15 protein-coding genes are annotated in these 18,593 nt (G+C 56.7%); 8 read left to right on the forward strand and 7 right to left on the reverse strand.

Annotation, left to right across the window (positions count from 1 at the left end):
- Window positions 1–332: 332 nt before the first annotated feature.
- Together CEE69_RS07110 and feoB are read left to right on the forward strand one after the other, a co-directional pair.
- Window positions 333–563, forward strand: a complete 231-nt coding sequence (locus tag CEE69_RS07110; protein WP_007326709.1) for a FeoA family protein — start codon at window positions 333–335, stop codon at window positions 561–563.
- Window positions 560–2,575: a ferrous iron transporter B gene (gene feoB / locus CEE69_RS07115; protein WP_099260030.1), complete on the forward strand. Its 2,016-nt coding sequence runs from the start codon at window positions 560–562 to the stop codon at window positions 2,573–2,575. The genes CEE69_RS07110 and feoB overlap by 4 nt, the downstream gene beginning before the upstream one ends.
- Before the next feature lie 30 nt (window positions 2,576–2,605).
- Here the strand turns inward: feoB and CEE69_RS07120 are convergent, their stop codons facing one another.
- The 4 genes from CEE69_RS07120 to CEE69_RS07135 all read right to left on the reverse strand — a co-directional run bounded on the left by CEE69_RS07120 (window position 2,606) and on the right by CEE69_RS07135 (window position 7,898).
- The gene (locus CEE69_RS07120; protein ID WP_099260031.1) at window positions 2,606–4,123 is read right to left on the reverse strand and encodes an MlaD family protein; all 1,518 of its coding nucleotides are present in this window, start codon (window positions 4,121–4,123) and stop codon (window positions 2,606–2,608) included.
- A 2-nt stretch (window positions 4,124–4,125) separates the two neighbouring features.
- Window positions 4,126–5,010 carry an ABC transporter ATP-binding protein gene (locus CEE69_RS07125; RefSeq protein WP_099260032.1) on the reverse strand — a complete coding sequence of 295 codons (885 nt, stop codon included), beginning with the start codon at window positions 5,008–5,010 and terminating at the stop codon, window positions 4,126–4,128.
- The gene (locus CEE69_RS07130; protein ID WP_099260033.1) at window positions 5,010–5,900 is read right to left on the reverse strand and encodes an MlaE family ABC transporter permease; all 891 of its coding nucleotides are present in this window, start codon (window positions 5,898–5,900) and stop codon (window positions 5,010–5,012) included. Before CEE69_RS07130 ends, CEE69_RS07125 begins: the two co-directional genes overlap by 1 nt.
- 264 nt (window positions 5,901–6,164) lie before the next feature.
- On the reverse strand, window positions 6,165–7,898 hold the full coding sequence (locus CEE69_RS07135) for an MSCRAMM family adhesin (protein ID WP_099260162.1): 1,734 nt from the start codon (window positions 7,896–7,898) through the stop codon (window positions 6,165–6,167).
- A 407-nt stretch (window positions 7,899–8,305) separates the two neighbouring features.
- Between CEE69_RS07135 and CEE69_RS07140 the strand changes: the two genes are divergently transcribed.
- The 4 genes from CEE69_RS07140 to CEE69_RS07155 are packed head-to-tail and all read left to right on the forward strand — an operon-like array spanning window position 8,306 to window position 11,823.
- Window positions 8,306–9,097 (forward strand): polysaccharide deacetylase family protein, encoded by a 792-nt coding sequence (locus CEE69_RS07140; RefSeq protein ID WP_233214932.1) that lies wholly within the window; start codon window positions 8,306–8,308, stop codon window positions 9,095–9,097.
- Between the two features lie 38 nt (window positions 9,098–9,135).
- Entirely contained in the window at window positions 9,136–10,326 is a 1,191-nt protein-coding gene (locus CEE69_RS07145) for a glycosyltransferase family 4 protein (protein ID WP_099260163.1), read from the forward strand.
- Window positions 10,327–10,339: 13 nt separating this feature from the next.
- On the forward strand, window positions 10,340–10,945 hold the full coding sequence (locus tag CEE69_RS07150) for a lysophospholipid acyltransferase family protein (RefSeq protein ID WP_099260035.1): 606 nt from the start codon (window positions 10,340–10,342) through the stop codon (window positions 10,943–10,945).
- A gap of 2 nt (window positions 10,946–10,947) precedes the next feature.
- Window positions 10,948–11,823, forward strand: a complete 876-nt coding sequence (locus tag CEE69_RS07155) for a hypothetical protein (RefSeq protein WP_099260036.1) — start codon at window positions 10,948–10,950, stop codon at window positions 11,821–11,823.
- Between the two features lie 16 nt (window positions 11,824–11,839).
- Here the strand turns inward: CEE69_RS07155 and CEE69_RS07160 are convergent, their stop codons facing one another.
- The 3 genes from CEE69_RS07160 to CEE69_RS07170 are packed head-to-tail and all read right to left on the reverse strand — an operon-like array spanning window position 11,840 to window position 15,714.
- Window positions 11,840–13,084, reverse strand: coding sequence for a MauE/DoxX family redox-associated membrane protein (locus CEE69_RS07160; protein WP_233214933.1), 1,245 nt, complete (start codon window positions 13,082–13,084; stop codon window positions 11,840–11,842).
- 29 nt (window positions 13,085–13,113) lie between these two features.
- A complete protein-coding gene (locus CEE69_RS07165) occupies window positions 13,114–14,436 on the reverse strand; it encodes a 3-keto-disaccharide hydrolase (RefSeq protein ID WP_099260038.1) in 1,323 nt (440 codons plus the stop codon).
- Between the two features lie 36 nt (window positions 14,437–14,472).
- The gene (locus tag CEE69_RS07170; protein WP_233214934.1) at window positions 14,473–15,714 is read right to left on the reverse strand and encodes a sulfotransferase family protein; all 1,242 of its coding nucleotides are present in this window, start codon (window positions 15,712–15,714) and stop codon (window positions 14,473–14,475) included.
- A 189-nt stretch (window positions 15,715–15,903) separates the two neighbouring features.
- Between CEE69_RS07170 and CEE69_RS07175 the strand changes: the two genes are divergently transcribed.
- Together CEE69_RS07175 and CEE69_RS07180 are read left to right on the forward strand one after the other, a co-directional pair.
- Window positions 15,904–16,224 (forward strand): MazG nucleotide pyrophosphohydrolase domain-containing protein, encoded by a 321-nt coding sequence (locus CEE69_RS07175; protein WP_099260164.1) that lies wholly within the window; start codon window positions 15,904–15,906, stop codon window positions 16,222–16,224.
- Window positions 16,221–18,575: a hypothetical protein gene (locus CEE69_RS07180; protein WP_099260040.1), complete on the forward strand. Its 2,355-nt coding sequence runs from the start codon at window positions 16,221–16,223 to the stop codon at window positions 18,573–18,575. Before CEE69_RS07175 ends, CEE69_RS07180 begins: the two co-directional genes overlap by 4 nt.
- Window positions 18,576–18,593 lie beyond the last annotated feature (18 nt).

Here is an 18,593-nt window from a genome sequence, read left to right on the forward strand (position 1 = left end):
AAACGAAAGAGAAGTGCTCGCAAGACTGAGATGAATAAAAGAGTCCGAAAGACGGCGGACGAAAGTGAGCTGCGAGCAGCGTCGCAGCATATCGAATCGTCCTATTCAATCGTAACGCTCAAACCTCACAGTTACAGCAAATCGCGGAGTCAACGCGATCCGCCGACGCCGTGACTTGCGTCCTTGCAGCAACAACCCCTCTGCAGAACGAGACGAAAAGCGGACCAACCGCAAAATTTGTGCACAATCGAAGAAACGTCCCACTACCCAGAGAACGTCCGAAGATCTAAAGTGAACGCAATCGAGAATCGTTCTCATTTACAGGTGATGACTTGATAGCTGAACTCGCCCTGGATCGCTGTGGATCCAACAGTGCCGAAATCGTTCGATTGGACCTGCCCGAAAACTGCGCCTCGCGTTTGAAAGCGTTGGGTTTGTTTGAAGGTCAATTGGTGCAGTTGTCTCGTCGAGGCAACCCACTGATTTTGAAAGCTGCTGGAAGCCGAATCGCCGTCGCTGGAGAGATCGCCCAACAGATCTTCGTTCGAGCCACCGACGGATGAGCGTAACACCGGTCGCTCCGTGCGACTCTTCCGAAGATGCCTCCGCCCAACAGCTTTGCCAAGCTCGCGTGGTTGCCATGGTCGGCAACCCCAACGTCGGCAAAACATCTCTCTTCAACCGCCTGACCAACCTGCTCGCGAAGACATCGAACTTCGCTGGCACAACCGTGGACCGACGAACCGGCACGGCGGATTTGAATGAAGGCCAATCTTGCACGCTGGTCGATTTGCCCGGCCTGTATTCGCTGACTGCGTCGTCTCCTGAAGAGCAAATTGCTCGAGCATTCATCACCGGTGAATCCGAATGCCCGCCCGAGGGCGTGCTGGTCGTGGTCGACGCGACCAACCTTCAACGCAGCCTTGCCGTTGCCCGCGAGGCGATCCAGTGCGGACGTCCAACATTGGTCGCGGTCAACATGATCGAACTGGCTCGCAAGAGCGGTGTCGACGTTGACCTGGAAGTGCTGTCTCAGAAACTCGGCTGCCCGGTCGTCGGTGTGTCCGCCCGCTCGGGCGAAGGTCTCGACGAACTCAAAACAAACCTGCGGCAGTTACTGCTACCGCGCAAGATGATTGTGCTGAGCGCCGACGCCGAACCTGCCGAACTGGATTGCGGTGCCTGCGGAGCCTGCCCTTTCGCAGATGGTCATCGCTGGGCATCCACTCTCGCCCGCGAAAGCACTCGAACCGGGTACGTCGCTTCGGACGAATGGACGGACCGAGTCGACCAATTCACAACTCACCGATTCCTCGGCCCGGTGATCTTTGTCGCCGTCATGGTCGCCGCTTTTGCGTCCGTGTTTTATGTCGCCCAGTACCCAATGGAATGGCTCGACGCCAGCTTCGGCATTGTGACCGAAACGGTTGGCGGCTGGCTGCCCGAAGGCGATTTCAACAGCCTGATCACCGATGGCATCTTGGCGGGCATTGGCGGTGTTGTGATCTTCCTGCCGCAGATTTGCATTCTGTTTTTCATGCTGGCCATCCTAGAGGATTCTGGCTATCTCTCTCGCGCTGTCGTCGTGATCGATCGATGGATGCGACGTGTTGGATTGCCCGGCCAAGCGTTTGTGCCGTTGCTCGCCGCGCATGCTTGCGCCATCCCGGCCATCATGTCCACCAAAGTCATCGAGAATCGACGCGACCGCCTGGCCGCCATCATGGTCATTCCGCTGATGACATGCTCGGCTCGATTGCCCGTTTACACGATGGTCGCCGCACTGCTGTTTCCATCGAGCCCTTGGTCGGCGGCCCTGCTTTTCGCGTCAGCCTACGCACTCGGGATGGTTGCCGCATTCTTCGTCGCTTGGATCTTGAAACGATCGATCCTTCCCGGTGAAGCCGCCCCGCTGATCCTGGACTTGCCACCTTACCGGACGCCGTCACTCAGCAACGCGATTCGTCATGCCTACGAACGTGGCTGGGGTTTCCTCCGCGATGCCGGAGTGGTGATCCTCGTGATCAGCATTGGTATCTGGGTGTTGTCGACTTATCCAAAGTTGCCCGAAGAACGCTTTGCCGAGCAGATTCAAACAGCCGGTTTGAACGCAGAAACGCTCGAGGAATCCGATCTCGAAAACCGCCGAGCCCTGGCGGAACAAGAATACGCCGTGATCGGACGAATGGGCAAATTTGTCCAGCCTGTTTTTGCCCCGCTCGGTTTCGACTGGAAGACCAGCGTCGGTGTGATGACCAGCTTTGCTGCTCGCGAAGTGGTCGTTTCGACGCTGAGCATCCTGTACGGATTGGGCCCGGAACCCGAAGACGAATCCTCGCTACACGATCGGCTGATGTCGGCCACTGACGCGGAAGGTAATCGAGTTTTCACGCCCGCCACCTGTGTCAGCTTGCTCGTGTTCTTTGTCTTGGCGATGCAGTGTCTTCCGACGCAAGCCGTCACCAAGAAAGAAACCGGTTCGTGGGGATGGGCAATCTTCCAATTCGGTTACATGACCGTGTTGGCCTACGTTGCGGCGCTGATCGCTTACCAAGCGATCTCACGGTTTGCCTGAACCATCGGATAGTTCCTTTCTGGGATCGGTTTACTTCAAACCCATTCCATTGGGACGGTTGGTGATCGCACCCCGAACGCCCAACTGCCTCGGGTCGCGAGCGATCTTGTCCGAGAAGACGCGAACGTCATCGAGGATCGGACGCAATCGTGCCGACGCGGCTTCGATGTTCTGGACGGTTCGCTGGACTTGATAGAACAGTTCGTCGTCTTCGAGCAAGCGGCGAACGGTTCCGTCGCTGCTGTTGAGAGTCCGACCAAATGTGTCCAACTGCACCAATGCGTTGTCGACATTGGCCAAGCTGACCAGCACCGCTTCGATCAACTCACCGCCACGTTCACCCAGCGGTTCAGTGAAGGCCTCGATGTTCTCCGCCGTGCCCTCAAAACTCTTGGCGGTCGAGCGAACGCTGCGAAGCGTGGATTGCAACTCATTCGCGGTTTGCGAAACAGCATCCTCGGCGACGATTCCAACTTGTTCGAATTGCCCGCCAACTTCACGGAAGGTCTCAAACGTTTCGCGAGCGTCTTCGAGCGTGACTTTCACCTCGTCCAGCACACCTGGCAATCGATCGACCGTGTCGCTCACGTTTCGCTGAATCTGAGGGTCACCGATGATCGACCGAATGTCACGCACCAAGAAGCTGAACTCCTTGACCGCCTGCGAAGCATCTCCGGCCAACTGCGTGATCGTCGGTGGGGTCTGCACTCCGGGCTGACCGGGCAGAGGTGTTCCCAACTGAGTTCCGAAAGCCTGCGGCGGCGTGAACCCTTGTGGAGGTCCTGCTTGATTTGGCAATGGTTGCTGCATCGCAACTTGTTGAATCACACCCTTCGACACACCACCCTGCGGGCTCGAATGACTCGCCAAAACGATTGGCCGAGCCCAAGCGGGTGCGGGCGCCATCGATTGCGGGAAGCCACCCATTGGAACCGAGGGTGCCGAAGCCGGTGCGTTTGGACTCAGTCCAATCACGCCGCGAACATCACGAACCAATCCCTTGATGTCGCTGCCGATGTCTTGGATCGCATCGCCAGCACCACGCACGCTTCGGAAAGTGGAGACGAGTTCATCCTCCATCCCAAAGATCAACGTGAAGGGATCTTCCAATTTGCGGCCGTAGTTGAACAACTCATCGTCGGTGTAGAGCTGGTCAATCAAGTCGCTGTCGTTTTCGAAATAGTCGCTCAGCTCGCGACGATCAGCCTTGCGAAATTCCAACTTGGAATCCCCCGTGATCAACGAACCGATTCCGATCTGAGGGATGTACTCGTGCGTCATGCGAACGCTCTCGTCCATCGACAACGTCAAAATCACCCCGCCTTTTTCCTGCAATTGGATGTCATCGACGCGACCAATCTTGACCCCATCGCGATACACCGGCGCGTTGACGTTGATTCCATCGGCGGATGGGAAATAGACATTCAGCGTGTACTCACGATTCAAAATCGCGGGAAACGCACCGAACAAAAACGTGAGGATCACCGCGATTCCAATCGCTGCAATCACCAGAACGCCCACACCAAAACGAAGTCTGCTGTCATCCATGGTCAAGCCATCCCCTGAGTCATTTCGCGGATGCGATCCCCCGCTTCCCCTCGCACAAACTGTCGAACTCGCCGATCTTCGGCGTGCTCCAGTTGGCTCGGTGGAGCGTCAAAAAGTACTTGCGATTGGTCGGGATCGAGCCGACGTCGCGGATAAAACATCATCACTCGGTCGGCCACTTTCCGTGCGGTGTGCATGTCGTGCGTGACCACGATGCTGGTGACCGGATACATCCGCCGAGTGTGCAAGATCAGTTCGTTGATCACGTCGCTCATGATCGGATCGAGGCCAGTCGTTGGTTCGTCGTAGACGACCAACTCAGGACGCAAGACCAACGCGCGAGCCAACCCGACACGTTTCTGCATCCCTCCCGAAAGTTCAGCGGGACGCTTGTAGATCACTTCTTCTGGCAACCCGACTTCGGCGATGTGCTGACGAACGCGGTCGTTGATTTCGGCATCGTCAGTGCCCTCTTCGTTCTGTCGAATCGGGAAGGCGACGTTGTCGAAAATGTTCATGCTGTCAAACAACGCGGCGTGCTGAAACACAAACCCAAATCGCCGACGAACGATCGCCAACTCCGCGGGAGTGAGCGTCGACAAATCTTGTCCGTCGAATAACACGCGACCGACGGTGGGTTGAACCAATGCCACGATCGTCTTCATGAACACGGTTTTGCCGCAGCCACTCTCACCAATCACGGCAACGGTTTGGCCACGTTCGATTTGGCAATCGATGTCCTTCAAGACCGTTTGGCCATCAAAGGACACTTCCAGGTTTTCGACTTCCACCAACGGCCGATCGTTCACCGTAACGGCTGATTCGTCAGCTCGCGTTTCCGATGCATCTTGCTCGATTGGATCAATGGGTGGGTTTGAATCGCTCACTAAAACAGACTCGTGCCTTCCGGGTAGAAACTGAAGTACACCCAATCCAAAACGATGTTCAGGAACAGGTCGATCGAGAGGATCATCACGAACGAATACACAAACGCTTCCGTGGCGGCTTTGCCAACACCTTCGGCGCCGGGCTGGCAATTGAAACCGCGGTAACAACTGATGATTGCGATCACCCCGCCGAAGAAAATGCTCTTGAAGATTCCATTGAACAAATCGAACGCGACGACACCTTCCCGCGAATGGTGCAAGTAAGCGGCCCGGTCAATTCCGAGAATGATCACGCTGTAGAAATAGCCCCCAACGATGCCCATGAAGTCAGCAACAATGGTCAGTGCTGGGATCAGCAATAGACACGCCATGAAGCGTGGCACGACCAAGTAGTGAATGGGGTCGGCACCCATCGTGGTCAGCGCATCAATTTGTTCCGTCACCCGCATCGTGCCCAAGACAGCGGCCATGGCGCCGCCGACTCGGCCGGCCAACATCGTCGCGGCCAAGACCGGTCCGAGTTCGCGAACCAGCGACGTGTTGATCACGACACCGAGGTGCGTTTCCAAACCGATCGTGTGAAATTGGTAGTAGCTCTGAACCGCCAACACCATGCCGATGAACGAACCGGTCAGTGCCACAACCGGAAGACTCAGCACGCCGACTTGATAGAAGTTGACCAACACCGTGTCACGGCGAGGCATCCGGGTGAACATCCAAACGAACATCTGCCAGGTGAACATGGCCAAGTCACCCACCGCGGTGACACCACCGACCACAGCGGTTCCCCACTGCATGATCCATCGCCTCATTGGCGTATCGATCGGATTCTCCGGCTTCGCGGTTTGAATGCGAAGAACGGATTCGGCGGTGGACTCTTGCTCCGACATAGCGGCGAAGACAAACCCGTGGCTGAAAGACGTGGGACACCTCGCGTCGGTACGTTGCACCAGACAATTCTGGCGCAACGGTCGCGCGAACATCGTCTTTATCGACCGGGCGAATGCTGCGGATCAGTCAAACTGCTCCGCGAAGTCAAACTTTGCCGGCAACGACAGAATTTCTAAGGGAGGGCGAAAACATCCCGTCCGCCGGCGGCGGCTCACCACGAATCCAGGAAGAAAACATCTGAACACCAACGGCTCAAGCACTGCCTAGGCGGCTCGACCGCCCCGTTTGAGTTGCTTGCGAACGCGTCGGCGTTCCGCTTTGCTCATCCCGGACCAATCAATGTCCTCTTCGTTCATCTCGCTGTAGTCGGGCTGCGAATCATCGTATGAATCCCGACTCGACGACGATCGATCATTCGAACGTGATTCAGCGACCGACTCAAAATCCGAACCCGAGATTTCTTCCTCAGACTCGGACGCCTCTTCCGATGCATCGCTCTTTGCCTTGCGACCGAGCGAAGGAAGCTTCAGCCCGAATCGTCGTTTCCTTGGTTCGGATTCTCCGTCGTCATTCTTCGCTTCGGCGGGCTCATTTCGTTGGACCGGTTCATCATCCACTTCCGACTCGGTGTCTGCGGACGACTTGGATTTTCGCTTCCATTTCGGCAGCCAAGATCGCTTGGCCTTGGGCTCAGCGTCGTCGGAACCAATGTCTTCCGAGTCGCTGGCTTTTGCATCTCTGTCACGTCCGGACGATTCATTCAGTTCCACATCGTTTGACTCATCCTCGGAGTCCGCCGATTTACGTTTGCCGCCCCAGAACTTCCACTTGGAAGTTTTGGCAACGGTTTCCGTTTTGCTGTCTTCGCTGGCAGATACCTCGCCAGTCTCCTCGTCCCGATCGTCTTCGTTCTTGGTTGATTGGTTGCTGCTGCTCTTTGCGGCGTCGCTTGCAGGTGAGGCCTCGCCGCGCTGCCAGAATCGTCGTTTACGAGCCGGCTTGTCATCGGAGTCAGCTTGCTCTTCAGGCTTCGTTTCAACCTTTTTCGCGGGCCGTTTCGGCTCCGGGGGTTTCTCCGCCTTCGGCTCAGGAGACTTCTTGGGAGGCTTCGGTTCGCTTTTTGACCACTCTCGCATGCTGTCCCATTGCTCAGCCGATGCTTGTCGCACTCGGAACGCCAATGTCGCGGGACGCTGGATTCCACGAACGTCCATGTACAACGTCCGCAAGTAGATCACCGTCGCGCAGAACCAACACGATGCAGCGACCAACATCGCCGAGGTGAACGCGGTCCAGCGAAGCGGTGTATCAATCGCGAGCAAATTCCAGTTTTCAGCGACGGGCAACAACGCTGCCAACCAACCAGCAAACATCCATGCCGCGGCAACGCGGTGTTTCCAGATTTCCGCTGTGGTTCGTAACAGAAGCACAGCCCCGCCAACCGTCAACAGCAACTTCACCCAATCACTGCCGGAAAGAGCGACCCGTTTTCCCAGTCCCCATTCCGTGATGCCGCCCAGCAAATCGATCAACGGAACCATCGTGGCAACGCTGCCGAGCAACGCCATCCAGGTGACCAGTCGCCACAAGCGATAATGACCTTGAAAGTCATCGTTGCGATATCGCCGCAACTGATAAACCAACCAAGACGCGCCTGCAATTCCCAGCATCAACATGCTGGTGCAGTAGCGTCCCAGACTGCCCACCGCATCAATTCGCGTGACCGCGGTGACCGATGGACGTTCCGCCAAGGAAGGCCAGGCGACCGAGGCGTAGTGCAAACCGATCAGCAACATCGCGATGCCGACGACGGTCGCGACCATTCCGACAACAGCGGACCGCTGCACCGGTACCAAAGAGAACCAACGTCCGCGCAAGCACCTGCGAACGCGGGACCCGTAGGCGACAGCGGGCCGGCGAGCTTCTCGCCATTGCTGTTGGACCGCCTTCTGTTTGGCCGTTGCGTTCCCGGAGTCGCCACCGACGGTCGTGAGCATGACCCTTCGGCGGCGTTCGATCGGACGTCGAGTGTGATTCATTGAGACGGGCGTAACAAAACGAAGCGCCGCGGGACAAGCCAAATCAACCTCGACGAAGGACTGCAACAATGACTCACCCACGAAACAGGTGTTCAGGAAGCGAGCCCAATTCACTCATGCTGCGGTCATTCAATCCGCGCAACCCGCACACTCGATCTGCGAAGTCGCTGAACATTGCGTCCTGTTTCCCGTGGGTTTCACATTCCCCCCCAAGGCGGCGTAGCGTTTGCCAATGCTCTCCCACGCTCACCGCCCACGTCATCATGCAATTGCTCCGCTCCCTCGCGATCTCCACCCGACTGGCCGTCCAAACACCTTGGCGTCGAAGACAAGTCCAGCGATTGTGCGAGCTCGGACAAGCTCCCATGTCGGTTCTGTTTTACCACCGGGTTGCGGACGAGCAGCCAAACCCATGGACCATTTCAAACGGTGAGTTTGAGCGGCACGTCGACTACTGCCGAGAAAACTTTGAACTGATCTCGTTGGAGGAAGTTCAACAACGACTCGACTCGGGCCATTCGCCGCGTCCCTCCGTCACGTTCACCTTTGACGATGGATATTCCGAGAACTGCAACTTCGCATTGCCGTTGTTGATTCGTCACAAAATCCCATGCACTTACTTTGTGACCACCGAAAACGTTCGCGATGGTCACCCGTTTGAACACGACCTGCGTCTCAAATGCCCGCTGCCGATCAACACGATTGAACAACTCAAAGCCGCGGCGGATGGCGGTATCGAGATCGGACTGCACACGGCCAACCATGTTGACTTCAACCAAGTCCGCACGGTCGAAAAACTGAACGAAGAAATCGTCGAGGCGAAGGACAACCTCGAAGCGATGATCAACGGCCCGGTTCGCTACCTCGCCGTCCCCTTCGGATTGCCACAACAAATGCGGCCCGCGGTGATCGAAACGGCGCGGAAATGCGGATTGAAAGGAATTTGTAGTGCTTACGGCGCGTACAACTTGATCGGCGACGACTCTTTTCACATTCGCCGCTTTCACGGTGACCCACAATTCAATCGTCTTCGCAATTGGTTGACCTACGACGATCGCAAGAATCGCCGGCGTCCAATTTTGCCAGACCAAGATGTTCTGGACATGGATCCAGAAATCGCCGACACCGTTCGCCTGCCTGAATGCGTCTTTTCATGATCTCAACCCAATCGCCGAACCAGCGTCCGCTGAATTGCATGTTTGTCGTCACCAGCATGCCAGTTGGTGGAGCTGAAACGTTGCTGGTCAATCTGATGCGGCGAATGGATCCGAATGTGATCCGCCCCGAAGTGATATGTCTGAAGGAACCCGGGCCACTCGGAGTTGAAATCGCGAACGAGTTCCCCGTCCACAGCGACATCATCGGCGGCAAGTACGACATCGCGGTGTTGCCTCGCTTGGCACGTCTGATGCGAAAACGAAACGCCGATGCGGTGATCACCGTCGCATCTGGCGACAACATGTTCTGGGGACGCTTGGCCGCGAAAATGGCGGGCGTTCCGGTGATCGCATCCGCACTTCATTCGACGGGCTGGCCCGATGGTGTCGGACGACTGAACCGATTGCTCACACGCATCACGGATGCGTTCATCGGCGTTGCTGAATCGCACGGCGAATTCTTGCGCACGTTCGAAAAGTTTCCGGCCAACAAAGTCCACGTCATCCGCAATGGAATCGATTGCGATCGTTTCCATCCCTCCGCCGAATGCCGCACTTCACCCAACGTTCGCGAAGAACTTGGACTGGCTCCCGAGACACCATTGATCGGAATCGTGGCGGCTCTGCGAAGTGAAAAGAATCACTCGATGTTGATTCACGCGGCGGCCAAACTTCGCGAACGACATCCCGACCTTCACACCTTGGTCATTGGGGAAGGTCCCCAGCGAGCAACGATCGAGCCGTTGCTCCAGGAGTTGGGGCTGGACGATCGAGTTCACTTGTTGGGCAATCGCGGCGACACGCCTCGTTTGCTCGCCGCCATGAATCTGTTCACGCTTTGTTCGCTCAACGAAGCCTCGCCGGTTTCGATTTTGGAAGCTCTCGCCTGCGAGACCCCCGTGGTCGCGACCGACGTGGGATCCATTTCGGAAACGGTTCTACCGGGCAAAACCGGCGAACTGGTTCCCAGCGAAGACGTTGACTCCTTTGTCGCCGCGATTGACACGCTGCTCAACGACGACAGCTTGCGTTCGCAAATGGGACAAAACGGTCGCGAATTGGTTCAAAACACGGGTTCTCTTCAATCGATGGTCGATGGCTATCAAACCCTCGTGCAAGAAATTTTCGCAGAGAAATCACAGGCCAACCGACGGACTTCTGCGATCGAATCCGCTCCCCGAGTCCGAACCACCGCAATCAAGGGTGCTTCGAGGGCAACGGCTGGCTGAGTAAACTGGTCGCATGACACTGACCAGCCACATCATCGTTCTGCTCGCCAAGATGTTCAGCGGCTTCACCGTCCGATGGGTGGACTGCCAACCAGACACGTGCCAACGAATCTACTTTGCCAACCACACCAGCCACCTCGACGCGGTGGTGCTCTGGTCGGCGCTGCCACATGAAATTCGCTCGTTAACTCGACCGGTTGCCGCGAAAGATTATTGGACCGGAAGCTGGTTCAAAGAACACATCGCCCGCAGTTTCAACGCCTTGTTGATCGATCGGAAAGAAATCAAGGTCCACAAAAGCCCGATCGACATCATGATCCGGCAAATGGGTGACCTGTATTCGCTAATTGTTTTTCCGGAAGGAAGCCGATCGGCGGGCGAAGAAATGAGCGACTTCAAAAGCGGGCTGTATTACCTGGGCAAAAAACGCCCTGATCTGGAATTGGTTCCCGTTTACATCGAAAACGTCAATCGAATCCTACCGCGTGGCGAAGTGCTCCCCGTCCCGTTGCTCTCATGCATTACGATCGGTGCTCCCATTTTTTTGGAAACCGGTGAACCCAAAGCTGACTTTTTGCGCCGCGCTCGCCAAGCGGTGCTCCAACTCAAGGAAGTCTGACCATGTCGACGCATCCCAACGATCCTTTCCAATCGGGTTCGCCCAACGATCCCAACGCCATGACGCAACCGACCAAGAAGTCGGGCTGGGGTTGTTTCATTTGGGGATGCCTGGGGACGCTGACGATCGCCATTGTTCTGATGGTCGCCAGTATGTTTGGGGTCTATTACTTCGTGACTGGGCAAGTCGAAAAGTACACCGACACGCGCCCGGCGGATGTTCCAGTCGTCGATTGGGAGCAAGAACGGTTGGACGAACTGCAGGCCCGAATCGATGCCTTCAGTGAACGAGTCAAAGGAAATTCGCAGGACGCCGACACAACGACCGAAGAAGAAGACGATGCGTCCGACACAACCGATGAATCGCCCGTACTAGCCGAAGCCCCGCGGGAACTGCGGCTGACCAGCGAAGAGATCAACGCACTGATCTCCTCCAACGAAGACCTCCGTGGCAAGGTATTCGTCCGTATCGAAGATGGTCGCTTGTACGGTCAAGTCACTTTGCCCACAGATCAGATTCCGGGCGGCAAAGGACGCTACTTCAATGCCGATGCCGAATTCGAAGTTTCAATGGACAACGGAGTCTTGGTTGTTCGGCTGACCAGTGCCAGCGTCAAAGGCGAGCCCATCCCTGAAACGTTCATGGAAGGTTTCTCACAGCAGAATCTTGCCAAAGACGCATACGACGACGTGGAGACGGCGGAGATGTTGCGCAAGTTCGACAAGATCGAAGTCGTCGATGACACCATCGTGTTGCAATTGCGTGAGCCACAACCTGAGGACGAAGCGACCGAGGCCGACGAGTCAACGGACGACACGGAAGAGACGACAGCGGAAACGGAAACACCAGCCGAAGAAACCGCCGCGGTGGCCGAGTGATCCGACAGCGGATCGCTTATGGCACCAACCAGAACGCGTCACCCGCCTTCTGAAACTCGTCCGGTCGTGTCCACCACTGAGCATCCCGCTTGCCAGTCCAGCGGTCAGATGCCGATTGGACCTTGCCGCGAACTTGGTTCTCGATTCCCGCAAGCTCGATAATTTGGTCCGCCAACGCCCATTGATATCGAGCCTGGGGCACGGCCGGCACACCTCGGACGGCAAGCGATAGCTGACCGAGATTCAAATCGTGCCAGCGATCCGACTCCTCATCCGCGGTCACGGCGACTCGCCACTCTTCCGGCAATCGATCGATCGCAGTCTCGTGGATCTGCAGCGTCACGCGACTGCTGTGTGGGGAATACAACGCCCACGACAACCAGTGATCCCAATACCCAGCTCGCTCGAAGATCGGCATGGCAATGGCGAAGCCCACCACCGCCCAAGCCATCGGGCCCACCCTTCCGGCATCGGCCTTCGCATCACTGTTGATTGCGGCGTCATCTTCGATTTCGATCACCGGCCCAGCAAACAACCACCACGCCTGCAACGCCATCACAACGTTCCAAACAATCACGCCGGGACTGTGCCCCAGTCCCATCGGAGACAATACAGCGATCAATCCAACGTGCATTGCCGTCGCCATCCAAACCCCAAACATTCGCGTTCGAGGCCAAAACAACGCGATCGCGACACACAACTCAAAAGCCGGAAAGATCGCCGCCGCAAACAACCTCGTTTTCGTGGGCCAGGTCGAGACATCAACGCCCACCCATTCCAACTGCACCCGGAGGAAGTCCTGGCCAACGGTGTGCAGAAACTGAAAGTCCAACTTGCCGGCCGCGCTGAACACATACACGCTGATCGTCAGCAACCGAATCAAACGAAAGGTTGCCTCGGGCAAACGCCCCGACTCACTCCGCGGTGAAATTGCAAACAGGATCGCGTACAGAAACGACTGGTACACCCAAGGCTGCAATCGATGCTGATCCAGAAACACTGCAATCACCAGAGACACCGCGATGATCGGCCATGCCCACCTCCAGCGTCCACCCCCCACGGTCACTAAACAAGCAATTGCAATCACGAATGGCGTTGCGATTGAAAGCACGTTTGCGGCTTGTTGCGTCAGTCCAACCGTTGCCAGATCAAACATCGGCACCGCGGGATAGTCACCCGCGCCGGTCCAACTTGTCGGCAACCACAACCGAAACGTAGCTGCCATCAACGCCAGCAACGCGATCGCCCAAAATGCTTCCAATCCGTCTCGCGTCCGCCTCGATGCCACGTCTACTCACCGCCTTCTGCTGCGGCCTTGGTGACGGCGATTTGGCGATAGGTGGCTAGCGTGGTTTTGTCATGGCCTTGCACGATGATCGAACCCGGTTCCAGACGAAGTCCTCTTCGCGGGTTTTCATCCGCTTCGCGTGTATCAACGACATCGGTCACTTGCAAACCGTTGACCCAAGTCGCGAAGTGACTGCCTTCTGCGACCAGCAAGATCGAATTCCATCGCTCCGGTTCACCCGCGACCACGCGAGCATCCTGGCGCCGAAAGATTCCGCCAGCACCACAATCGGCAGGTTGCAATGGGTTCCCGTCAATCAATTCATTGCTGACTTGGCATTCGTAGCCCATCATTTCGTCGCCCGGAATGGCACGAAAGAACAAGCCCGAGTTCGACTTTGGATCATCCATTTTGTACTCGGCCAACATCACAAAGTCGCCGTACACAGCGTTTGACTCAAGCTGCTGCTTGCCACCATCGACAACCAATTGGCCCTCATCGTTGATGCGGTACTCGCCCTCCATGCCTTCGCGAACGGTCCAGCCCTCCAATCCATCGGCCAGCAAGTTCGTCAGTCCCAGCGGCCGCAATTGAATGTTTTTGAATGCGACCCGGCCGGTGCGATGTTGCAATCCGATGTAACCGGCGGTGGGCTGAGTGGCGTCGTCCAATTCGCAAGTCACAGTGCCATCGATCGTCACTCGCAAGGTCGCACCGTCGCACAACACATTCATCGTGTGCCATTTTTCCGGATCGGTGTCAAAGGTTTCCCCTTTGTCTCGTTGAACCACGCCACCGGTTGGAAACGGGTTTGACTCCGGTGCGATATTGACCTCATAGCAATCCGTTTTGACGTCTTGCGGATCCAGTGTTGTGCGCACAAACACGCCTGAGTTCGTTTCTTCGTCGCACTGAAACTGCAATTCCAATTCGTAGTCGCTCCACAGCGTCGAGGTTGTCAGCAGACAGTTCTCACCTTGGTCGGCAACGATGGCTTCGTCTTCGACTCGGAAGTTGGCTTTGCCACCAATGGCCCAACCGAACAAAGTGTGCCCGTCGAACAATCGAATCCAACCCTGTTCGGTTCGCTCGATCGGCAAACGACTGGCCAACAACTTTTCCGCGTCGGCTTCAAACACGGGCGGATCGAACGAGGCTTCCGGTGACTTCGGCGGCAACTCTTCTGTTGCGGAAACCTTGCCGGTCGTCGACTCCGCTTTGTTGTCTGCCGATTCAGGTGCGGTCGACGACGAACATCCGGAAACAACCACCATGGCCAACAAACAGGCCGCCAAGAAGGACCAGCGAGCAAAAATTCGGTTCATCTTTTGTCCAAACGATTCAGTGAACTCAAGGAAAAATCAACGGTATCCGTACCGATCAAAATAGTCGCTCCAGCGATCCAACAAGAGCTTTTCTTGTTCCGGATCCAATTGGTGCGTGTTGGTTTTGTACTGCCGGTGTTCGTTGTCGGCCCAATCTTGGATGTCCTTGCTGACCGTGTCGAAATCGCTCAGACGCAACGACTCATAAATCGTTCGGAGCGTGACCACGGGATCGGCGATCAAGTCTTCGTATCGAATGTCGATGATGTGGTGCTCATCAATCTCTGGCCGATCGGCATGGAACGAATCGTACATCTTCGACAAACAAGTCAGCACGTACTCATCGAGCCCTTCTTCCGTGCTGGTCTGCAGCGACTGCACGTCATCCAAGCTTCGCCACAACCGGCAAGTGCTCGGAAACAACGAACGCGGGTCGCGGGTGATGTGCACAAATTTCGCTTGTGGAAATGCCCGAGCCAAATGACCGATGCGGCCGGTGTGCGTTGGACTTTTGATCACCAGCGGACGATTCGTCGAAACGCTGACACGCAATAGAAACGAACGCAGAGTCGACAACCAAGTTTCGCGATCTTCGTGCGAGATGTCATTCAGATCCAGGTACTCCATATCGACCTGGTTCTGCCGCGGGAACGCGATACGGCGGTAGGGAGAGGGCAGCCCCAGATTCATCAACGCGAATTCGTCTTCCTGAGGCCGATCCCACCCCGCGTCCATGTTGTCCATCGGACGTTTGCCCGGCAGCAACCAACCCGCGAATTTCCGGAAGAACCACTGCGTCAGCAGGAAATGGGAAGGTGCGAAGCACTGGAATGTCGACGGACTGCTGAATCGTTCATCGCGAACCATCAGTTCGTGCAGCAGCGTCGTTCCGCTTCTCCAGTGACCGACGATGAATACCGGAGGGCCGTGCAACTCAGCTTCTCGCAACCGCCGCGCGAACAAAAGCTTTTGCAGCCACGTCAACAACGTGTTGATGAAGGTCGTCAGCGAAACACTGATCACCAACGGAATTCGCGAAGGACTGATTTCGAAGTTGCCGCTGCGCAGCAGACGCCACCATGCGGATGGCCGCATCCCATGCCAGAAACGCGGGCTGTAGAACGGATACGAGTTCAGCTTGGCCGGTGGATGGTTCGCCGTTTTGGCGGGAGGCGTTGGGAGAACTTCGGATTTGGAAGTGGATTCCATGCGACTGGTTGAAAGTGTGCCGAAGTTTGGCGGAACGGAAGAGGACAGCGTGACACAAGAGGGAGGCATGCCAAGGTGCCTCGCGGTTCCGATTCGGCTCGCTAGAATACGCGTCCCAGCCGAATTGGCCTATCATCTGAATCGATCGAACCCAGATTTTTTGCGTGTTTGAAGCTTCAAATTAGCCTGATCCGCAATCTCGAATCCAAATCTCCCGCTCGGCTCCGCCGAATTCCGCCTTCTCTGCCCGACCTCTGCATGACGTCTCCCAGCAAAGATCTCTCGATCGCGGATCTGCAAAAGCACATCCACCGCATGTATTACGACAAAGACGTCGCTCGCGGAGTGGATGGCACATTCATGTGGCTGATGGAAGAAGTCGGGGAACTGGCCTCCGCCCTACGGGGGGACGACCGAGAGAACTTGGCCGAAGAATTCGCCGACGTGATCGCTTGGTTGTTCACGATCGCAAACGTCGCCGACATCGATCTGGCGGAAGCTCTGTCGAATAAATACGGCAACGGTTGCCCCGGCTGCAGACGATTCGAGTGTGAGTGCAGCTTGAGTGAGAAACCATGAGCAGCCGGAACTCACCCCAGCACATTGATCTTGCCGGATATCTCGCCGGCAAGCCAAATCACTTGATCGCGGTTCTTTTCGCGGCTGCGATTGCCTGGATCGGTTGGATCCATCAGGGCACGCTTGCCCATGCCCAAGATCCCGCCTCTCCAAGCGTCCAGGCGACTTGGGCTGGTATCCAGGGTCACTATCGTCCTGGCCAATGGACCGCGATTCGGCTGAAAACCGCTGCCGGTGAATCAACCTTTGGCGATGCGGTCCCGGTCGAGCAACTCAGCGATTTGGTCATCGAAACGTTGGATGGCGACGGGGCGGTGGTCACCTACGAACAACCCGACCTGTCGGATGATTCGCCTTTTGCTCTCGCGATTCCCGGCAGTGAAGCGGCACCGATCATCATTCGATCGGGCGATCGAGTTCTTGCACGCACCCGTTTGCCCGAACGCGGCGTCCCGGCAAATGGAGCCTCGATGATCCCGCTGGGAATGCCATGGGTGATGGTCTTTGGCGACACTTTGGCCATCGACAATATCGGCGTGAATGAACTGCTCAATCGAGAAGCCTCGGTCGCGGTGACTCACATCCAAGAATCGGCCGCCGTCCCCGATCACGCCTTGGCCTTGGATGGCATCGACTTGATGGTCGTCAACGCGGCTGGCATTCCAATCCTGAACGAATTGAGTTCACCGCAGCGTACGGCCTTGTCGCATTGGGTCCGCAACGGTGGACAAGTCTTGGTGACTCTAGGTGGACAAGCTGAGACGCTTCTGCAAACAGCCGATTGGTTGGCGGAGCTGCTTCCTGATTCGGTCGCATCCGCCCAGGTCACAAAGCTCGATCCTTCCGGATTGGAAACCTTCACCAGCAGCCAAACTCGATTGCCCACCTTCGAAGGCCTGCAACTCCCCAAGACATTCGGCCGTGATGGCGTTGGCGAAATGCTGATCTCGGGCCGTACCAGCCGGCGCGTCAGCCAGCCCTTCGCGGTTCGATATGTGTCCGGGTTTGGCCACATCACTGTGCTGGCTGCGGATCTCGAGTCCGCCGATTTCGCTGATTGGCCTCAGCGGATGGACCTGGTCACGTTGCTGATTGGCGACTCGCTGCGGCACGCGGACGAAGACAACGTCAGCGAAAGCATTCGGCTCAGTGGATTCGCGGACTTGGCCGGCCAAACCCGAGCGACCCTGGATCGGTTTGAACTCAAACGACCGTTCAGTTTCGCGGTTCTCGCGGTGATCATCGGCGTTTTGATTGCTCTGGTCGGACCACTCGACTACCTGTTGATGCGAAAATTCAATCAGAAGAGCTGGATCGGCTGGCTGACTTTCCCAACCGTCTCCGTCGCTCTGTCGATCGGACTTTGGATGGCGGCCCAGCCTCGCAAGTCAGTGAGCACGGAACGAACGGACGCTTCCGAGGCCAGCCATTCGGAGGCGGACGACGCGTTGCTTCGGACCAACTCGATTGAGTTCGTCGACATCGACGCGCAGTCTGGCTTTGGCCGCTTGTTCCGATGGTCGTTCATTTACTCGCACCCATCCAATCGAGTTCAAATTGCGACGCGAACCACGCCAGAAACGAAAGCCGTCGCAGACAAGTTCCATCATCAAGTCCTGGCACCGTTCGGCACCCCCAGCCTCGCGATGGGCGGCATCCAAATTGAATCGTCCGGTAAATCATGCGGTGTGTCGCTGAAGCAAACCGACCCGGAGTCACCACTGAGCAGCCAGATTGATGGCATGCGATTGTCTCCGCGAAGCAGCAAATCGTTCGCGTTGCAGACTCAGTTCTCCACGGATCTGCCCGAGCAAACGCTCAAACGCCGGCGTGGCAGCGAGCTGCTCAATGGCGAGCTCGTCAATACGCTGCCGGTCGACTTGCTCGACGGCATGCTGATTTATCAAAACTGGGTTTACCTGCTTCCGACTCGCTTGCCCGCTGGTTCGAAAATTGACGAAGTCGACTCACTGCGTCAAAAGAACTTTCGCTGGCAATTGTCTCGACAACGAGCGTTGGAAAGCAATTCCGAGGGCGAGTCCTGGGACGTGAGTGTCGTTGATCAACCGCGTCGCTTGGCCGAAATGCTGATGTTCCACAACGCCGTCGGCGGCCCGCGATACACCGTGCTTCGCAACGAAGTGCTCGGCCACTTGGATTTCAGTTCCTTGCTGACCGTCGATCGTTGCATCCTGGTCGGACGCTGCAAAACGCCTTGGTCCGAGTTGGTTGTGACGACCGAATCGGCCGACGCAGAAAGCTCCCCCGAAGCGACCCGCTCGTTGGCAACCTCCGAACAATCCAATTCTTACGTTCGTTTGGTTTTGCCGGTCGAAGAAGTCCGGCGTTGATCGAATTCCCCCGTTTGT

The organism is Rhodopirellula bahusiensis (assembly GCF_002727185.1).
Taxonomy (GTDB): Bacteria; Planctomycetota; Planctomycetia; order Pirellulales; family Pirellulaceae; genus Rhodopirellula; species Rhodopirellula bahusiensis.

Coding starts and splice junctions, on each gene's coding strand:
- feoB (WP_099260030.1), top strand. CDS start 560: ATGAGCGTAACACCGGTCGCTCCGTGCGACTCTTCCGAAGATGCCTCC.
- CEE69_RS07120 (WP_099260031.1), bottom strand. CDS start 4,123: ATGGATGACAGCAGACTTCGTTTTGGTGTGGGCGTTCTGGTGATTGCA.
- CEE69_RS07130 (WP_099260033.1), bottom strand. CDS start 5,900: ATGTCGGAGCAAGAGTCCACCGCCGAATCCGTTCTTCGCATTCAAACC.
- CEE69_RS07135 (WP_099260162.1), bottom strand. CDS start 7,898: ATGCTCACGACCGTCGGTGGCGACTCCGGGAACGCAACGGCCAAACAG.
- CEE69_RS07140 (WP_233214932.1), top strand. CDS start 8,306: ATGTCGGTTCTGTTTTACCACCGGGTTGCGGACGAGCAGCCAAACCCA.
- CEE69_RS07145 (WP_099260163.1), top strand. CDS start 9,136: ATGTTTGTCGTCACCAGCATGCCAGTTGGTGGAGCTGAAACGTTGCTG.
- CEE69_RS07150 (WP_099260035.1), top strand. CDS start 10,340: ATGACACTGACCAGCCACATCATCGTTCTGCTCGCCAAGATGTTCAGC.
- CEE69_RS07155 (WP_099260036.1), top strand. CDS start 10,948: ATGTCGACGCATCCCAACGATCCTTTCCAATCGGGTTCGCCCAACGAT.
- CEE69_RS07165 (WP_099260038.1), bottom strand. CDS start 14,436: ATGAACCGAATTTTTGCTCGCTGGTCCTTCTTGGCGGCCTGTTTGTTG.
- CEE69_RS07170 (WP_233214934.1), bottom strand. CDS start 15,714: ATGCCTCCCTCTTGTGTCACGCTGTCCTCTTCCGTTCCGCCAAACTTC.
- CEE69_RS07175 (WP_099260164.1), top strand. CDS start 15,904: ATGACGTCTCCCAGCAAAGATCTCTCGATCGCGGATCTGCAAAAGCAC.
- CEE69_RS07180 (WP_099260040.1), top strand. CDS start 16,221: ATGAGCAGCCGGAACTCACCCCAGCACATTGATCTTGCCGGATATCTC.